The organism is Marvinbryantia sp. (assembly GCF_047017445.1).
Taxonomy (GTDB): Bacteria; Bacillota; Clostridia; order Lachnospirales; family Lachnospiraceae; genus Marvinbryantia.
Genome location: NZ_JBKXTT010000019.1, coordinates 18269 through 34308, shown reverse-complemented (window position 1 = coordinate 34308; position 16040 = coordinate 18269). Strand labels below are relative to the sequence as shown.

21 protein-coding genes and 4 pseudogenes are annotated in these 16040 nt (G+C 41.0%); 5 read left to right on the top strand and 20 right to left on the bottom strand.

What is annotated here, in order from left to right:
• Nucleotides 1-361: 361 nt before the first annotated feature.
• The 15 genes and pseudogenes from ACLU9Q_RS17310 to ACLU9Q_RS17240 form a co-directional block, all read right to left on the bottom strand.
• Nucleotides 362-745 carry a hypothetical protein gene (locus ACLU9Q_RS17310; protein WP_296834887.1) on the bottom strand — a complete coding sequence of 128 codons (384 nt, stop codon included), beginning with the start codon at nt 743-745 and terminating at the stop codon, nt 362-364.
• A 70-nt stretch (nt 746-815) separates the two neighbouring features.
• Nucleotides 816-2419 (bottom strand): annotated as a pseudogene (locus tag ACLU9Q_RS17305) (recombinase family protein).
• Nucleotides 2420-2530: 111 nt separating this feature from the next.
• The gene (locus tag ACLU9Q_RS17300) at nt 2531-2749 is read right to left on the bottom strand and encodes a tRNA wybutosine-synthesizing protein 3-like protein (protein WP_412625694.1); all 219 of its coding nucleotides are present in this window, start codon (nt 2747-2749) and stop codon (nt 2531-2533) included.
• Between the two features lie 601 nt (nt 2750-3350).
• Complete coding sequence (locus ACLU9Q_RS17295) at nt 3351-4565, bottom strand: replication initiation factor domain-containing protein (RefSeq protein WP_296834884.1); 1215 nt, start codon at nt 4563-4565, stop codon at nt 3351-3353.
• 242 nt (nt 4566-4807) lie between these two features.
• A complete protein-coding gene (locus ACLU9Q_RS17290) occupies nt 4808-4930 on the bottom strand; it encodes a helix-turn-helix domain-containing protein (protein WP_412625690.1) in 123 nt (40 codons plus the stop codon).
• A gap of 8 nt (nt 4931-4938) precedes the next feature.
• Entirely contained in the window at nt 4939-5352 is a 414-nt protein-coding gene (locus tag ACLU9Q_RS17285; RefSeq protein ID WP_296834882.1) for a sigma factor-like helix-turn-helix DNA-binding protein, read from the bottom strand.
• Nucleotides 5353-5443: 91 nt separating this feature from the next.
• Nucleotides 5444-5608: pseudogene (locus ACLU9Q_RS17280) on the bottom strand (TnpV protein); the annotation flags it as partial.
• Between the two features lie 416 nt (nt 5609-6024).
• Nucleotides 6025-6237 (bottom strand): annotated as a pseudogene (locus ACLU9Q_RS17275) (hypothetical protein); the annotation flags it as partial.
• A gap of 79 nt (nt 6238-6316) precedes the next feature.
• Nucleotides 6317-6850, bottom strand: a pseudogene (locus tag ACLU9Q_RS17270) (cell filamentation protein); the annotation flags it as partial.
• A gap of 44 nt (nt 6851-6894) precedes the next feature.
• Nucleotides 6895-7236 carry a hypothetical protein gene (locus tag ACLU9Q_RS17265; RefSeq protein ID WP_296834880.1) on the bottom strand — a complete coding sequence of 114 codons (342 nt, stop codon included), beginning with the start codon at nt 7234-7236 and terminating at the stop codon, nt 6895-6897.
• A 14-nt stretch (nt 7237-7250) separates the two neighbouring features.
• Nucleotides 7251-7955 (bottom strand): metallophosphoesterase family protein, encoded by a 705-nt coding sequence (locus ACLU9Q_RS17260; protein ID WP_296834878.1) that lies wholly within the window; start codon nt 7953-7955, stop codon nt 7251-7253.
• Between the two features lie 56 nt (nt 7956-8011).
• The gene (locus ACLU9Q_RS17255) at nt 8012-8512 is read right to left on the bottom strand and encodes a zinc ribbon domain-containing protein (RefSeq protein WP_412625689.1); all 501 of its coding nucleotides are present in this window, start codon (nt 8510-8512) and stop codon (nt 8012-8014) included.
• 30 nt (nt 8513-8542) lie between these two features.
• On the bottom strand, nt 8543-8692 hold the full coding sequence (locus ACLU9Q_RS17250) for a recombinase family protein (RefSeq protein ID WP_296834874.1): 150 nt from the start codon (nt 8690-8692) through the stop codon (nt 8543-8545).
• A 61-nt stretch (nt 8693-8753) separates the two neighbouring features.
• Entirely contained in the window at nt 8754-9170 is a 417-nt protein-coding gene (locus tag ACLU9Q_RS17245; protein WP_296834872.1) for a YjdF family protein, read from the bottom strand.
• 248 nt (nt 9171-9418) lie between these two features.
• Entirely contained in the window at nt 9419-9748 is a 330-nt protein-coding gene (locus ACLU9Q_RS17240) for a SufBD protein (protein WP_412625687.1), read from the bottom strand.
• 317 nt (nt 9749-10065) lie between these two features.
• Between ACLU9Q_RS17240 and ACLU9Q_RS17235 the strand changes: the two genes are divergently transcribed.
• A complete protein-coding gene (locus tag ACLU9Q_RS17235) occupies nt 10066-11241 on the top strand; it encodes an IS110 family transposase (RefSeq protein WP_412625685.1) in 1176 nt (391 codons plus the stop codon).
• Nucleotides 11242-11355: 114 nt separating this feature from the next.
• On the opposite strand, the gene ACLU9Q_RS17230 is transcribed toward ACLU9Q_RS17235, so the two are convergent.
• Both ACLU9Q_RS17230 and ACLU9Q_RS17225 read right to left on the bottom strand, forming a co-directional pair.
• Nucleotides 11356-11478, bottom strand: a complete 123-nt coding sequence (locus ACLU9Q_RS17230) for a hypothetical protein (protein WP_412625684.1) — start codon at nt 11476-11478, stop codon at nt 11356-11358.
• Nucleotides 11479-11565: 87 nt separating this feature from the next.
• Complete coding sequence (locus tag ACLU9Q_RS17225) at nt 11566-12054, bottom strand: hypothetical protein (RefSeq protein ID WP_296838283.1); 489 nt, start codon at nt 12052-12054, stop codon at nt 11566-11568.
• A gap of 416 nt (nt 12055-12470) precedes the next feature.
• Here ACLU9Q_RS17225 and ACLU9Q_RS17220 point away from each other — a divergent pair, with 416 nt between their 5' ends.
• The 4 genes from ACLU9Q_RS17220 (at nt 12471) to ACLU9Q_RS17205 (ending at nt 14059) form a co-directional block, all read left to right on the top strand.
• Nucleotides 12471-12833, top strand: coding sequence for a DUF4180 domain-containing protein (locus tag ACLU9Q_RS17220; protein ID WP_296838286.1), 363 nt, complete (start codon nt 12471-12473; stop codon nt 12831-12833).
• Between the two features lie 385 nt (nt 12834-13218).
• Entirely contained in the window at nt 13219-13446 is a 228-nt protein-coding gene (locus tag ACLU9Q_RS17215; RefSeq protein WP_296838289.1) for a helix-turn-helix transcriptional regulator, read from the top strand.
• Complete coding sequence (locus ACLU9Q_RS17210) at nt 13443-13760, top strand: hypothetical protein (protein WP_006860705.1); 318 nt, start codon at nt 13443-13445, stop codon at nt 13758-13760. The genes ACLU9Q_RS17215 and ACLU9Q_RS17210 overlap by 4 nt, the downstream gene beginning before the upstream one ends.
• A gap of 158 nt (nt 13761-13918) precedes the next feature.
• The gene (locus ACLU9Q_RS17205) at nt 13919-14059 is read left to right on the top strand and encodes a hypothetical protein (protein ID WP_296838297.1); all 141 of its coding nucleotides are present in this window, start codon (nt 13919-13921) and stop codon (nt 14057-14059) included.
• Between the two features lie 36 nt (nt 14060-14095).
• Here the strand turns inward: ACLU9Q_RS17205 and ACLU9Q_RS17200 are convergent, their stop codons facing one another.
• From ACLU9Q_RS17200 to ACLU9Q_RS17190, 3 genes are all read right to left on the bottom strand, one after another.
• Nucleotides 14096-14491: an arsenate reductase ArsC gene (locus ACLU9Q_RS17200; RefSeq protein WP_296838341.1), complete on the bottom strand. Its 396-nt coding sequence runs from the start codon at nt 14489-14491 to the stop codon at nt 14096-14098.
• The gene (locus ACLU9Q_RS17195; RefSeq protein WP_296838300.1) at nt 14481-14846 is read right to left on the bottom strand and encodes a thioredoxin family protein; all 366 of its coding nucleotides are present in this window, start codon (nt 14844-14846) and stop codon (nt 14481-14483) included. Before ACLU9Q_RS17195 ends, ACLU9Q_RS17200 begins: the two co-directional genes overlap by 11 nt.
• Nucleotides 14847-15018: 172 nt before the next feature.
• Nucleotides 15019-16032, bottom strand: coding sequence for a permease (locus ACLU9Q_RS17190; protein ID WP_296838303.1), 1014 nt, complete (start codon nt 16030-16032; stop codon nt 15019-15021).
• Nucleotides 16033-16040 lie beyond the last annotated feature (8 nt).

Here is a 16040-nt window from a genome sequence, read left to right as displayed (position 1 = left end):
ATTTTCATAGGCTCCTCCTGAATCAACTCATTTATTCCAGAATATTATCCCATAAAAAAGGCGAAGTGCTTATCGTAACACTCCGCCGAAAGCCTAACCGGTTTGAGCAAAAAAGCTTGGTTAGGTCTGCTTTACTATTTTATGCAGTTCTACTTCATTTATACACTTAAATGTGCTTTCCAATCCGCCGGAAGATTCATTGCTGTAAGACTGACTACACCAATATTATTTTGAATCAGCTTATCGAAAGCATCCACAAATATTGTCCACTCCTCATCGGATGAACGCAGATATTTCATCGCCAGTAGGATTTGATACAAACCGTTATGTACCGGCGGTGGTGTAACTTTATTAGATATTCTTAACGATTTGACACTATGGGGATCATCAGAAGACCGATTATAACTATAACTATACAACTAATGATTGCGTAAATTTTCCTATTATCTGCATCATCCCTGCCATCCATATAATAATAGATTCCGACTTCCGCAACAGATACAATTGCTCCAAAGAAAAAAGAGCCTCCAAAATTTCCAAACCCCGCAACCCATGAAAGGACACCAACTACGATAATTGTAAAAGCAGCCAAAACAGTTGCGGTAAGTTCCTGTTTTCTATTTTTCATTGCAACCTCTGCTGTAAATTTCATAAGTTCAACTGCATCTTTTTCGGAACAACCATTCTTTTCATTCCTATTTGTTTGCATGATTTCAAGGACGCTTACACCTAACGCCTCCGCCAATGGCTCAATCGTTTTTATATCTGGAAATCCAATTCCGCTTTCCCTTAGTTAAAAATATTGCTCTTGTTCATCAATCGACTTTGCCAATAAATCGGTAATATATCTCGATTTCCTGTATTCGTTCCCCATTCTCATTGGTTTCTGCCGAATGAATGAGGATTTTTTCTATCATGGCATTTAATAATTGTGCAGTCAGTTCTTTTGGTACGGAATATTCCTTGATTAACTCAATCCATTTTTCAGCACCAATCATATCCTGCTCCATTTTATTTAATTCTTCTCTTAGGTTTTTTATCTCATTTTCCAGCTCGATTTGTTCTTGTTGATATTTGCCCGACAACATAATGAAGTTTCGCTCCGTTATCTTCTCACTGGCTCTGTCCTCATACATTTTCGCAAATAAGCGGTCAATTTCATTTTGACGGTTTTCAGCTTTCTTTAACTTAGCTGTCTTTTTCTTATTCGCTCTGCATTGCCGACTTTCTGTATCTTTTTCAAGACTTTTTCTTCGTCCTGCTGAACAGCCTTCGCCCAATACTGTAATCGTTCCAATACAGCTTCATAAAGTACGTCATAACGGATATAGTGCATGGAGCAGTAGCCTTTGCCAAACTGTCCGTAGAAACTGCAAGCGTAATAACTGTATGGTATCTTATTTGATGTATTCGTTCCAAATCTCATAGACCAGCCACAGTCAGCACACTTGACAAGTCCTGCAAATATCGGTGTTTCCTTATTTTTTGTCTGTCTACGTCTTGATTTTATCTGTTCCTGCACACGATAGAACACTTCCTTGTCAATGATCGGCTCATGCGTATTCTCTACTCGATACCATTCACTCTCTGGCTTACGTACTTTCTTCTTGCTCTTGAACGATACCGTAGACTGTCGGTTATGTACGCTGTTTCCGATATAGACTTCATTTTTTAATATCGTCTTGACATAGGCGATTGTCCATTCATAACGCTTGCTTTCAGGCTGACCATCAAAGATATGTGCGAATGTACCGTATCTTGTGAAATTCAACCATGCAGGAGTAGGAACCTGTTCCTCTCGGAGTATCTTTGTGATTTTTGCACTTCCATAGCCTTGATAGGCTAGCGAAAAGATTTTTTCGATAATCCACTTTGTTTCATCATCAATTAGCAGTTTCCCTTTGATGTCCGGGTGTTTCTTATATCCTAACGGAGCATACGCACCATAATAAGCACCCTCTGCAAATTTTGTTTTAAACGCTGATTTGACCTTACGACTTGTATCTCTTGCAACCCATTCATTGATGATATTTTTAAATGGTGCAATCTCACTTTCACCTTTTTCGCTGTCTACACCGTCATCAATCGCTATGTAACGGACATTATGACTTGGGAAATACAATTCTGTATATTGCCCAGTCATAATATAGTTTCTGCCAAGACGGGAAAGGTCTTTCGTAACAACACAGTTGATTTTTCCTGCTTCTATATCTTCAATCATTCTTTGGAAACTCGGTCTTTCAAAATTTGTTCCCGACCAGCCATCGTCAATATATTCATCAACGACATTCAAATGATGTTCTTTCGCATAAAGACGCAACATACTTCTCTGTGTGGTAATGCTGGAACTTTCACCCTGTAATTCATCATCTCGGCTCAACCTAAGATAAAGTGCGGTATTGTAAATCTGTTGTTTCATCTGTCAGTTATCCTCCTTTATAACCAACCCATGCTTACAATACCTGCTTGCAGATAAAGTATAACATGGGTTGTTTTTCTCATTCAATCTATTTTTACAACAGCGCTCTTTTTATGCGATTGTTTGCTTTGCTTTTTCTAACATGACATCAGTTAAAAGTTCTTCCATTGTTTTTCCCTGTTTTGAAAAATGCTCTTTTACAACGATTTTTGTTGTTCGTCTGCTGGCAATTTTCATTGTCTGCTGATTCGCCTTTTTTTGATTTTTTACATCATTATCAATAATACATTCCCCCTTTCTTTCGATATTTTTTAAGCAGTCAAACGGTATTTGTCATTACCCACAGGAATTTCACCTCTGCATGGTTCTCATGCAACCGTACCCATTGCGTGCGACGCTTTCAACGCTCAAGCTGTGGCTGTACGGGAGTATCATTATCAGACAGAACAGGTCATGGCGAAGAAAGAGGACAAATCTTCCTCATGGACGCTGACAGTGGTTCGCTCGCTTAGATAAGGTCATGGCGTATCGGCTCCAAAGGCTCGCTGATTGTCTAACGTATCTGACTGCTTTATTCAGTTGTCAAAGAACACTGGAAAGAAGAAAATCACCTATTCCGTTATTAGTACGCATGGAACGGATAAAATGGCAATCATCAATCATTTTTTCTTTCCGACCAACACTCGACACAAAAGCGTGATTTGTTGCCATTTTCAGAAAAATATAGAGATTTCCTTTCACTCACTAGCTACCCATGCAAAGCAAAATTGTTGCAGAAAATGAATATTTTCCTGTTTTTTCTTCCGCTTCATATAGGGAATGAAACGTATCATTTGTTAAGCTGGACAGATAAAAGAATGATTTTCTTCTGTATAACACTCAACACGAAACCTTGATTTGCAACTCATTTTAAAAATTTTTTCTCCATGCACTAAAAAATACCGTCATTCTCCCTCGGAACAGCGGTATCAACCCTTTCTTTTATATCTGATTTTTCTAATTGCAACAGGTGTTTATGCTTTTCTTTTAACTCTGTATGTTCAATCATATCTTGCAGTATCGTTGTATGGTTCTGCTTATCCAGTTCCGCCACCATCTTTAGCGTAGGCGCAACCTGTCTGTGTAGCCACTGCAACGCCCGTTCCAGCGTATATGGTTCAGGCTGTGTCGTCAGTTTCAGTTTTTCCCGATTTTCCCCGATAAACCATGCCCAGTCGGCATTGAGTTTCCATTTGCTCTTTGGCTTTCCGTCCTCTTTGTCCACAAAACGCAGATAGTGGTTGATGATAGAAAAGGCGGTATGCTCCACGTCACGATAAGTCAGTAAATCCATGACCGCATGAATAGCTCGGTCATCTTTCAATCGTATCTCGAAACGGTTTTTAATCTCCGTATCTTCAATATCTGCACCATTCTTTACATACTGCTCATAATTCTTCTGATAAATGCAGAAATGGAGCTGGCTGTTGGTTGAACCGAGATAGAGCGTTTCCCCTGTATTCTTTGGAACATCATCACCGCATTTTTGTGAACCGCCATAGTCTTTTTGACTACGAAAGTAGGAGATACATTCACCAGCCTTGTATTTTTCCTTTAACATGGGAATATCCAATATTCCTGCTCTGTCATTGATAGCGAGATCAATCCGCTTCATTACACCGTCAGCAGTCAGACAATCCAGCATGAAATCATACCAGCTTCTTTCCTGTGCCAACAGATAGCTTTCCATCTGCCGACAGCCTTTGCCCCTTAATTCAATCAAAACTCCTAACTGTATGTTCTGTGAACACTGTACGGTAATATCACCAATAACATACTGGCTTTCATATCCGTATTTTCCATAGTCCTCATGGAGCATATATTTTGGATTGATATGTAAAATATCTCTTATAATCGTTAATGCGTCTGTCGTGGGGAAACGGACACGAAAGTAATCAATCAGCAGGAACAATGGCTCTTGCGGATTGAAACGCTCGATTTCCTTTGTTAAAGTTTCCTTGAGTTTTTCCGTCAATGGAAGTTTCCCTTTTTCAATGCGGTTGTAATGCTCACGAGTGATACCGCAGGCAACCGCCAGCTTATTTTGTGATACTCCGTATTCTTCACGTTTCAGCTTTAATTCTCTGATAAAATCATCATTGTTCAATATTCATTCCTCCAATCAAAAAGGCAACTATCGCTTATGGATAATCGCCTGTATAAAATCAATAAAAAAAGACAGCCAACTTATTAAAAATCAACTGTCTTTCATGCTACAATATTCAGTTTTCATAGTAATATCAGAAACTTTTTTATCACACCTGTTAAAATGCCGATTTCGTTTATAAATACAAGGATTTTTGTACCTTGTAGGATAAGGTTTCCAGTTTTTTGTGCCCCCTTGTTAGGTCACAGACACAATTTTGATATGTATGCTTCATAATATTTTAGCAGTAACGTGATAGCGGATTCATCTCCATTAACAGCCTTATCAATTATTGCATAGGGCGGATATTTATTTGTTTGATTCATTACTTATTCTATCCTTTCATTAATATTTTTAAATTGTTTAAAGCTTTCTTTCTGTTGCGATAAACAGAAGAACGCGAAATAGCATAGGACATAGCAATTTCAGCGTCCGACATATCAAGATAATAAAATAATAAGACGATATTACGTTGTCTTTCAGACAACTCTTTTAGTGCCTTCCCTAGCTTTTTATTAGATACATAAATGTCATAATCAAATACAGAAAACATTATAAATTCACTGGGATAATTGTCATAGTACCCAGTTTTTTCTAGTGCAAAATCAGTTATATCACAAAATAATTTCTCATGTCGGGAACGTCGATAACTTTCTCTATAGTAAGAAATTTTCGTTCTTTGAATGACCAACTTCATTAAAAAATCAAATTGCATACAGATGACTTTTTCAAAAGAAGATTTTTTCACAGAATCACCTCCTGCTACAAGTATACAGCGCTTTTATGTTTTTTCAATTGATGAATTGTTTATTTTCTTTTTAGCTGAGTGTCTTTTAACTCTACTGTTCGTTTACACATTGAATTTTTCCTGTCCATTCTACACCATTTTCAGCTTTTAGCTGTTCCATAATACCCTGTGCCTGTTTCCTCTGCTCTATGAGCGCTTCAAAGCGTTCCTGCGCCTCTCCATCTATCTCCGCAAGGTGGTTATTGAGCCTGCCGCTCATATGTACCGCCCATTTCTTCAAAACGGGTGTGTTACTGCCATTGATTTGGTGCAGCCTTCCTTAAGAAAAACACCTACCACTGCTCTTCTGATAGATGCTTATAAACATAGATTTTATTCCATAAATTTTGATTATCGCTCAATCAAATCTTCCATTGTGCAGCCCAAAGCCCTGGCAAGACTATACATTGAATCCGCACTTGCTTTGTTGATAATACTTTTATCATAACCGAAATTTCTCCTAAAATGCGTATGTCTGCCCCGATTTGCCGACCCTAAATTTTGCTCTGAGATTGTTAAACCTGCCACAGAATAAGCAAAATGCAGTAAAATGGGGCAAGCCCGGGCCATGAAACGTAGTAAAATCGTAGTAAGAACGAGAGTGTTTTACTACTGCGAATATTCTATCATAGCTTACAGGATTGGAGGGAGCAGAGTTGTTTTATTTGTGATTTTCTCTTTAATCATGGAAACTGTATCTGTAATTGAAAGATTTGTTGTGTCTATAACATTTTGCTCATAAAATCCAAGGTTATGAAATTGCTCCCACATCGTTTCTACCAATTCAGCATTCATTTCTCTGTCTAATTTTGAACGTTCAATCGCCCGTCTCATAGTTTCTTCTTTAATGGAGGTATTGCCCCTTTGCTAAGATAATGGTAAACAAACATGTATTGGTTTATTTTAAGTCTGAAATCCCATCATCTCAACTCTTCTGATTCCGGAATCGATACTTGCCTTTCCCGTGCCCGGACACTGGCTCAATGATTCCGTGCTCAGCCATTTCCTTCAAAAGGTCAGATGCTCTGGATGCTTTAATATCAATCACCAGCATCACATCAGACCGTCCAAAGATTGTCTGACCCGAAAATGCTTCACGAAGCTTCAATATATGGCTTGCTGTTTTCGGCCGAAAAGAATTTTCAATGTCCGGTTTTAGCGCATCAATATCCGGTTTTAACGCATCAATGTCCGGTTTTTCTATTTCTTTGAATGTTCCGCTAATATGCAATGTCCGGTTATGAAGTGGATTGTTCTCATTCAAGAGGAGATTGCGCAAAAACAATTCAAGGTACTCTGTCGTTTCATGAATGCCATTTTTCAGATCGTTATAGTTTGCCCTGACCAATGAATTCCGGAAATACCATGCATTCTCGGCAAAAATGTCATTTGTCACGTCAAACCCCAACGTGCGCAGATATTTTATGAAGAATACTGCAGTCGTTCTGGTGTTGCCCTCAGCTCATGTCAAGTATGGGACAAAAAAATTTTCAACTTTTTCTGTCATGATACTTTGTCCAACTCTTCTTTTAGCTTCCTTTTCAGAGCTTTTGAGACGGGATACTTTTCAATTTTCTCCAAGATGGATTCCCTGCTCTCTCCCTTTTTATAAAGTTCTTTTACAACTGCTGTAAAAATAGCATCAAATCCAAATTCCGTCAATCCCTGTGCAATCAATGAAAGTATCCCTAACGTGGCAATTCCTCCCAGCATACCAAAGGGACCTAAAGCCGCCAACGCAGCAGTGATAGCTGCCGCCCCTGACAGTCCAGTTGCTGACATGGCTAGAAGCAAAACCACCCCTGGTACTCCCAACGCAGTTATCTTTGACACTATTTTTTCCATATCTTTTGCACTCCTTAATTCTTCGCTCCACAAAACACATCAAAATTCTCAAACATTATCTCCAACTTGTCAATCTTCTTCTCCGTATGATAATGCCCGCAGTACCACTTCTGATATTCCAACTTATCCTCAATCCCATCCAGCCACTCTTCCGTAGTCTTATCTACCTTACTCTGGTCAACCCCGGGCAGGAACACTTCCACAGGCTCATATTTCAACGGCGTGGTATGGTTCAGCACCACATCCACTTTCCATCCCAGCTTATCAAGCTGGCTCTCCACATGCCGCTTGATTTCATCAGACGGCTGTTCATCCGGCCACCAGCCATATCCATATATCAACCGAACCATTTTATCAATACTGTATGCTCCGCCCATGACAATGGTCTGCTTCCCATCCAGGTCAAACACTTCCCCATCCTTCGCAAAAAGCAGATCCGGATACTCTTCTTCATAATACACAGTACCGCCGTGCCACTGCTTTTCCCGATAACTGTCTATGGTCTGCGGTCTCTGCTCATGATTCCCATGGATGCAGAAAAACGTGATCGGAAGGGATTCCAGGAACCTTTTCTTTACACAGTCCCGGTTCCATCCGCTAAAGTTAATCCCCGCATCGCCTAAAATAATCAATACATCCTCACGGCTTGTCCCAAACCTCTCACAGAATGTCTCTATGCGTCCGAACTGCCCATGGGTATCTCCCGTTATGTAAATCATCCCATCCATCCTTTCCGGATGCCTGCCTTCCGGCAGACATCCTCATTATACCATCACTATCCCTGCATTTCACCTAAAATCTTTTCGTAAACATCCTGATGCTTCCAGGTTACTTCCAGCCTGTCCTCGCCCATCACTTTAGCGCTCTCGATCAAAGATGCCATCACCGTTTTATCAAACCGTTCCAGATGCAGATATTCCTTTATTCCAAATACTTCACCATATTTCCGCTGGCTGTCATCTTCCACAAGCTCCTGTACTTCCAGTTCCGCCGCTGCCGCAGATAACTCCAGCCGCCTGATCTCTGCCCTCATGCTCCCGACATCCCTGCTTTTCTTCGGCTTACTCTTCTTTTCCTTCAGCATCTGTTCCGCCTTCACAAGAAGCTGTGCCTGCGTCCGTACAAGCTCCACCAGTGTCTGCTCCGCCACATCCTTCCGTATCCTTACCTCACTGCATGGGCTGTCCCGGCGCATCCTCCCTGTAGGACAGTACATAAAACCGTCCTGCCGCTTTCTCGGTCTGAGTGTCAGCCCGCAGTACGGGCATACGATCACGGAAAAATTCTTCTTTGTGGACGGGTTCTTTTACTTTCCCTGCACCACGTCCCTCATATTGGCATTTGCCCGGTCAAATTCCTCCTGTGTCACGATTCCCTCATGGGTATTCCGGACCACGATCCACTGGGATTTATCCACGCCCACCTGGCATTTAGAATCAAACCCCTTTCCACGCAAAAAGCACCAGCCATTTCTGACTGATGCCCATTGATACTACTATACTTGAAACACAGGAAACCTATCTGCCCCTGTGCTTCTCCTTCCGTTTCTGCTGTTTCAGCTCAAACATCCGCTCTTTTCTGGCCTCCCTCTGCTCCCTGTCGACCTGCCTGTGCTCCGTCTTCCTTTCTTCCCTCTGCAACTGCAGCGCCTGCTGGGACTTTGTGCCTATCCCCGCCTGCATGGTCTGCCTCACAGCCTCCCTCCGCCTCCGCTTCGGATTGATCCTGCTGTCTTTCACAGCCACCTCAACAGTCGGACTGAATCTCAGGCTGTAATAATTTTTGAGGACAAAATCCCACACCTCATAGTCCCTGGGTTCGCTCCCAAAGACCACCCGGCATACCGAAAGTTTCCCATCCTCAATCCGCTCAAATACACCGACCCAGAACGGCCCCTCAAAAAATACCGTCAAGCCTGCCTTTCCTCTGTCCATAATGAAACCCTCCTTAAATGTGTTATGAACAAAGAACGGACAACCCAGGAGGGGCAGGTTACTTACCCTGATACCATCAGGACGGCCGGGGTCTACGCTCCGCTTCGGTCGGCGCAAACCCAAGGTCTCCCAGACCTTGTGCGCCCTACCGGCTCTGGCACATCCAAAGGATGCACGTTGCGTTTTTATCTTTGCTTTTTCTATTTTCAGCAGGATTTACTCCCGCTAAAAACCAAATTTGCATCTGCCTATAATTTCTGTATCTCTTTCAACGCCTTTCGGATATCCTTATAAACCAACGGCTGCATACTGTCATCATAAAAAGATACATCCGCCTTTTGCAGCGCCGAACAAATATCATTTCTTAACTCCGGCTTCTCCCTTGCGATCACAGGCAGCATCTTTATGCACTGTCTTGCCGTAATCGGCTTAACATCCGTTATATGTCTCAAATATTCGTCAATAATCTCATCGATCTTATTATCTTTATCCCATTTCGCATTACAGGCAGGCAGCACAAGCCCTCTGGTACGGATATAAGAATTATCACTGCCAAGCATATCGCCTAACCTATCCATGTAAGCATAAACGCAATCCGTTTCCTCACTCGTATTATAAAGTAGTAGTGTTTATAGACCCTCTCCAAGGTCTGGATACTATTTTCTCATAGTCTTTCTTTACCTTTTCTACAGGTATGGCTATGATAATTAAGATGCTGTGGACTGGTGTTTCCTCACTACCACTCGATGGTTTCAGAAAGTGTCCAGCCACAGTCTCTTTGGTTGATTGTTAATCAGTTAGATACCGCATGACGGTTTATTTAGAACGAGTTCACAACTGCAAAGAGCATCTGTGGTTCTAAAACAGCGTCAAATTTACTCAAAGGAGATTTGCCATGATTTATATCGGGATTGATGTCGCAAAAGACAAACACGACTGTTTTATCACAAACTCAGAAGGTGAAATACTTTTCAATGCATTTACCATTCCAAACAATGCGGATGGCTTTAATGACCTCTATCAAAAGATTTCTTCCCTGACAAATGATTTTTCTAACATAAAAGTAGGACTGGAAGCCACCGGACACTACAATTACAATCTGTTAGGATTTCTCATTGATAAAGGTCTCCCCACCTTTGTCATCAACCCTTTACATACCAATCTGTTCCGTAAAAGTCTCAGTCTTAGACAGACGAAAACAGACAAGGTAGATGCTCGTACGATTGCTCTTATGATGATGTCTGGAGTAAACTTACAGTCCTACTCAGACACATCTTATCACAACGAAGAACTTAAGTCATTAACCAGATACAGGTTTGATAAGGTAAAAGAACGGGCGAAGCTGAAAACTTCTGTTTCCCGGCTCATAAATATCCTTTTCCCGGAACTGGAAAAAATTGTTCCTACTCTCCATATGGTTTCTGTGTATACACTCCTCGCTGAGCTTCCTTCCTCCTCTCAGATTGCCTCCTGCCATCTGACACACCTCACAAAGCTGCTGCAAAATGCCTCTAAAGGGCATTACGGCAAAGAAAAAGCGATAGAAATCCGAAACTCCGCCAGACAATCCATAGGATCAAGTATGCCTGCCAAATCTCTTGAACTAAAGCATACAATCAGGCTCATTCAAGAACTAACCTCTGAGATTGACGAGATAGAAACCTCCATCCAATCCATTATGGACAGTATTCACTCGCCGATCCTCTCCATCCCCGGTATCAACTACCGGATGGGTGCCATGATTATTGCTGAGATTGGAGATTTTAATCGTTTCAGCTCACCTGATAAGATACTTGCTTATGCGGGGCTTTCGCCCTCTACTTACCAGTCAGGCCAGCTTGACGGTAGTTATTCCCATATGGAAAAACGCGGTTCCCGCTACCTCCGTTATGCGCTGTTTAACGCCACAAAATTTGTCTGTATATGGGATGACACCTTTGCTGCTTACCTTGCAAAGAAGCGTGCGGAAGGGAAACACTACAATGTTGCCATATCCCATGCCGCCAAGAAACTGGTACGGGTTATTTACCAAATGGAAAGAACAGGACAACCCTATAATCGGAAGGAATAAACGCTAATCTCATATCTCCTTTTTTTGAGCACCGGAAACGATGCTCTATTTGTCATGCAGTTTTCAAGGTACTGATTAATCCGAAATGTATTTCTGCAATTCATGCAAAAATTTTCATTTTGGGTCTTGACTTTTAATAGTTAGACTTTCTTTTTGCAGCTCCTGTAATGCTTTATATGCGGTATTATTATTTTTATCAAACAACAATTCAAAAGTTTCTGCTATATTAAGTGGCACAATCTTCTCCTTTATATTTGGGGGAATTCAGCTCTAAAAGCTGAAATTTGTATCCTTGTTTTTCTATTTTTGCTGCTATGTTTAAAATCAAATTTTCCCAACTAACACCACAATACCAGCTATCACAAGTGCAAAGATTAGATATATGATTGTAGCCATTCCTCTTTTTGTTATTACATTTTTCCAGGATTTAATATAAGGAACATCTTCCATACCTTTAATAATCCAAATTTTACTATGGCCTACCCACAGCCTGTCAAGGACAATACCATCAAACCAATTCATAACCACCAGAAACAGATATGCTTGAATATATGCAGTTTTAAAATCTGTAACATGATTCCAAACAGAAATAATCATGACCAAAGCCATAAATAAGACAATACAAAATGGTATCATAAAGAGTTTTCCTTTTTTCATTATGACATCTTTATTTGCAATTCCCCGTTTACATGCTTCATCTATATATTCTTTTGGATAAAAATAGAGACAATTAAGGCCACTGTTTCCTACCGCACATTTTACGGGAAGAATAAACAAAAGACAGTACAGCACAATTTGCAACAATATAAGCATTTGTATCCTCCTTCGATTATCTTGACAAATACTGATTTGTAAGGAAAAGACCGCAGCCTTTCCCATTCCAAAGTATAGCAGAAAAAGGCTGCCGTATCAATCAAAAGACACTTTATCTACACTTAGTCTGCTTTTCGTCTATCATATCCTGTTGACAATTCCAGACAGCTATGATAAGTTAATGGACATACGGAAAAAGGCAGGTAAACAGTATGTACAGGAGTCTATTCACCAACTTAAAGGAAGCGGCAGATTGTTAGCGTTCTATCCATGAATCTCATTCACGGATATGGACGCTTCTTGTGCTGTATCCGTGTGGCTGGCAAATAGATTTATATTTAAGACCACATCGGTAAAGAATTTCTTTGCTCATGTGGTCTTTTTTTATCGAAAATTTTAAAAAGGAGACTATAAAGATGACAATTCAACAATTAGAGAAGAACGGAACCCACATTGCATGGATTCCGGAAAAAGAACTTTTGATTACAGACGTGCAGAGTGCTTTGGACCTTGCTGCTACTGTAAAATACGAAACCGGATGCACCTCCATAATTCTGGACAAGGCATCCATATGCGGTGATTTCTTCATCCTCAGTACGGGGCTTGCCGGGGAAATCCTCCAGAAATTCACAAATTACGGTATCCGCGCAGCCTTTGTCGGTGATTACTCCGGCTACACCAGCAAGCCGCTCCATGATTTTATCTATGAGAGCAATCACGGCAGAAGTTTCTTCTTTGTGCCGACCAAAGAAGAAGCCATTGAAAAACTCTGCCAGTAAATATTTCCCCGGGGCCTGTTTCTGCAGCTCCGGGAAGCCCTGTCAGCCAAGCAGATGCGTTTCTGACTGCCTGTCCCTGTTCTCATAAAGAGAAGACAATTCTGCAACTGCCTTTTTTCTGTATTTTCCAATCTAGGTATTGATATGTACGGCGCCGTCCTCTGGTTTCTTCGCATCTGCAGGAATTTTCCAACTGCGTCCTTCACGGGTAACGCCCAAAATCTTCCCCTCTGAACATAAAATACCTCCCCTATCTGAAATGCCCCATTTCTCGGCCGCCTGCTATTCCGTAAATATCGCAAAATCTTTATTTCACAAAATGCAAGAAATATGTTATACTCGAATCTATGTAGCAGTAAAAAAAATCAAGAAAGGCGGTGTACTAGTGGCAAGTAAAGACAGATACAGGTTTGAAAGCAAAATTCATGTTTACCGGGCTACAAAGAGAATGACACAGCAAGAACTTGCCGATTTAGTTGGTGTATCCCGTCAGACTATTATGCAGCTTGAGCGGAACCGTTATAATCCCTCTATGCTGCTGGCATACAGTATTGCAAAGGTTTTTGATGTCACGATTGAAGATTTATTTGATTTTTCGGAGGTAGAAAAATGATTGCCTTAATAAATGAAATCATTAGCAACAGAACGTTGCTTATTGTAGGAGCGTGGTATGGGTTGCCGATTACCGTTGCCCTGATTGTATTGTTCCTCATTAAATCATCACGAGATGAAAGAGGGCGTGCTATCATCGGAAAAGCAAGTATTATCGCCATGATTGTTTTTATTCTTCTTGTGAATGGATTTGCAAAACTATCTTCCCATATAACCGTAAACTATATTACAACCGCCTGTTGTATTCAATGGATTTATGATATTGTGCTTACAGTTGAAGTTGTTGCGATCCTAATCTATAAGAAACTTGAATAGCGAAAACCATTCTTGCTTGCCACTGAATCGGCGAGCAAGATTTTTTTATTACTTTTAGTATGAAATATTTGACATTTAGAGTGAAATAAATTATACTGTTTTTGTTGGCAAGGATTTATAATCTAACTTTGGATTGTCCGCGAAAGGAGATGTAAGTAATGGAGTTATCTACATTTATTATTTTTGCTGTAATTGTTGCATGTGGTGGCAGCTGCTCACTGGCTGGTACATGGTGGAGTAAAAAGTGGCGAGAAGAGCATAAGAAAAAGAAAGCAAATAAACGTCAAAGCAATAAATAGCAAAAGCAGGCAATCAGGAATAGCCTTACTATATTGCTATATTGAAACCAAATTGCTTTTTATTTTATCTATGGATAAAATATGATGTTCAATCTGTTTTATAACATCAATAAATACTTCATCGCTCTGCCCTGTCGGATCAGGTAAGCCCCAATTATCATCAAACGCTCTGCCAATATAGGGGCATCCGACATCGCAGCCCATTGAGATTGCAATGTCCGGTGCAGGAATCTCTGCAATCGTTTTGCTATACTGTGTCTGTTCCATATCGATGCCGTAGAGTTGTTTTATCAGCCGCACTGCGTCCTGATTGATTTGCGGTTTTGTCTCTGTTCCGGCAGAATAGAACTCAAACTTATTTCCCATAAGATGTTTTCCAAGTGCCTCTGCAATTTGGCTGCGGCCTTTATTGTAACATTGGTCAGAACAAATCCTTCAAAACCTTTTCAAGATCAGCAGTACTTAGAACTTTGCCGTAGGAAATCAACTTTTCATTCACTACCAGTCCGGGAGTGCTCATAACGCCGTAGGAAGAAATCTGGCCGTAATCCGTCACATGTTCAATAACGGCGTCTTTTCCCATAGCAGTCAATGCCTCTTTTACATTTTTCTCCAAGGCCTGACAATTCCGGCACCCAGGACCGAGAATTTTAATAACCGTCTTACCTGCATCTGCCGCAGGGCTATTGGAATCGCTTTGCGTTTCCTCTGTGATTTCCATGTTGCAGCATCCATTGGAATGCCCACCGCCAAATAATGTGGCAAAAAAACCTTTTTTCTCACTCATATCGAATACCTCCTAAATCAAAAATCAAAAATTAACAGCAAATAGAGTCCAGTTTCCACCGCAGGCAACATTGCTTTGCATGGTGCGCAGGAATCAGAACCATAATCTACAAAAATTGCAGACCATGTTCTGAAAGAGCTGCATATTTTTCGCCATTTTCTTTTCCTCCCATTTAGATCAACAGATATTGAACTGCGTTAAAGAAATACCCCACGAGGATAATTCCCAAGGTGCAGATTCCAATGAAGATACCCAGCAATTTCGGTTTCACTGCTTTTTTCAGCATAATAATGGAAGGCAGGGATAGTGTCGTAACGCCCATCATAAAGGACAGGACAACACCAAGCTGAGCACCCTTTGCAAGCAGGGCTTCTGCAATCGGAATCGTACCAAAAATATCTGCATACATCGGAACGCCGGCAATCGTTGCGAGAATTACACCGAAAGGATTGCCTGTACCCAGGACTTTTACAATCAGATCTTCGGGAATCCAGTTGTGGATAAAAGCACCAATGCCAACACCGACCAGAACATAAGGAGCCACCTTCCTGGCCGTAGAGACTACCTGCTCCCAGGCATATTTCATTCGGTCTTTGAAATGAAGTTCTTCCTGGGGCGTATCCAGCGAATTTCCATTGCGGATAAAATCCTCCACCTGATTTTCAAGATGCAATTTTTCAATCAGCGTACCGCCAACTACGGCAATCACTAATCCCAAAACAACATAAACAATGGCAACCTTCCATCCGAAAATGCTCATGAGCAATACAAGAGAGCCAAGGTCAACCATCGGTGAAGAGATCAGGAAGGAAAATGTTACCCCAAGCGGCAGACCTGCACTTGTAAATCCAATAAAAATCGGGATGGAAGAACAGGAGCAAAATGGTGTAACTGTGCCGAGCAGTGCGCCGAGAATATTGGCGCCAATCCCGTGAAAGCGTCCCAATATCTTTTTAGACCGTTCCGGCGGGAAATAGCTTTGGATATACGAGATTATTAAAATCAAGAACCCAAGGAGTATCATGATTTTAATGGTATCATAAATAAAAAATTGAACGCTGCCGCCAATTTTACCAGCAGTATCTAATCCACAGGCGTTCAATGCGAATCCAATGAGCCTGTTTAGCCAACTCATGCCGAGAATTTCACTTTGAAAGAAATCCCACGCTGTTCTTATTACTTCCATAAAGAAAA

Coding starts and splice junctions, on each gene's coding strand:
- ACLU9Q_RS17290 (WP_412625690.1), bottom strand. CDS start 4,930: ATGAATCAAACAAATAAATATCCGCCCTATGCAATAATTGATAAGGCT.
- ACLU9Q_RS17265 (WP_296834880.1), bottom strand. CDS start 7,236: ATGGAAAAAATAGTGTCAAAGATAACTGCGTTGGGAGTACCAGGGGTG.
- ACLU9Q_RS17260 (WP_296834878.1), bottom strand. CDS start 7,955: ATGATTTACATAACGGGAGATACCCATGGGCAGTTCGGACGCATAGAG.
- ACLU9Q_RS17245 (WP_296834872.1), bottom strand. CDS start 9,170: ATGGACAGAGGAAAGGCAGGCTTGACGGTATTTTTTGAGGGGCCGTTC.
- ACLU9Q_RS17240 (WP_412625687.1), bottom strand. CDS start 9,748: ATGGATAGGTTAGGCGATATGCTTGGCAGTGATAATTCTTATATCCGT.
- ACLU9Q_RS17235 (WP_412625685.1), top strand. CDS start 10,066: ATGATTTATATCGGGATTGATGTCGCAAAAGACAAACACGACTGTTTT.
- ACLU9Q_RS17225 (WP_296838283.1), bottom strand. CDS start 12,054: ATGCTTATATTGTTGCAAATTGTGCTGTACTGTCTTTTGTTTATTCTT.
- ACLU9Q_RS17220 (WP_296838286.1), top strand. CDS start 12,471: ATGACAATTCAACAATTAGAGAAGAACGGAACCCACATTGCATGGATT.
- ACLU9Q_RS17210 (WP_006860705.1), top strand. CDS start 13,443: ATGATTGCCTTAATAAATGAAATCATTAGCAACAGAACGTTGCTTATT.
- ACLU9Q_RS17205 (WP_296838297.1), top strand. CDS start 13,919: ATGGAGTTATCTACATTTATTATTTTTGCTGTAATTGTTGCATGTGGT.
- ACLU9Q_RS17195 (WP_296838300.1), bottom strand. CDS start 14,846: ATGAGTGAGAAAAAAGGTTTTTTTGCCACATTATTTGGCGGTGGGCAT.
- ACLU9Q_RS17190 (WP_296838303.1), bottom strand. CDS start 16,032: ATGGAAGTAATAAGAACAGCGTGGGATTTCTTTCAAAGTGAAATTCTC.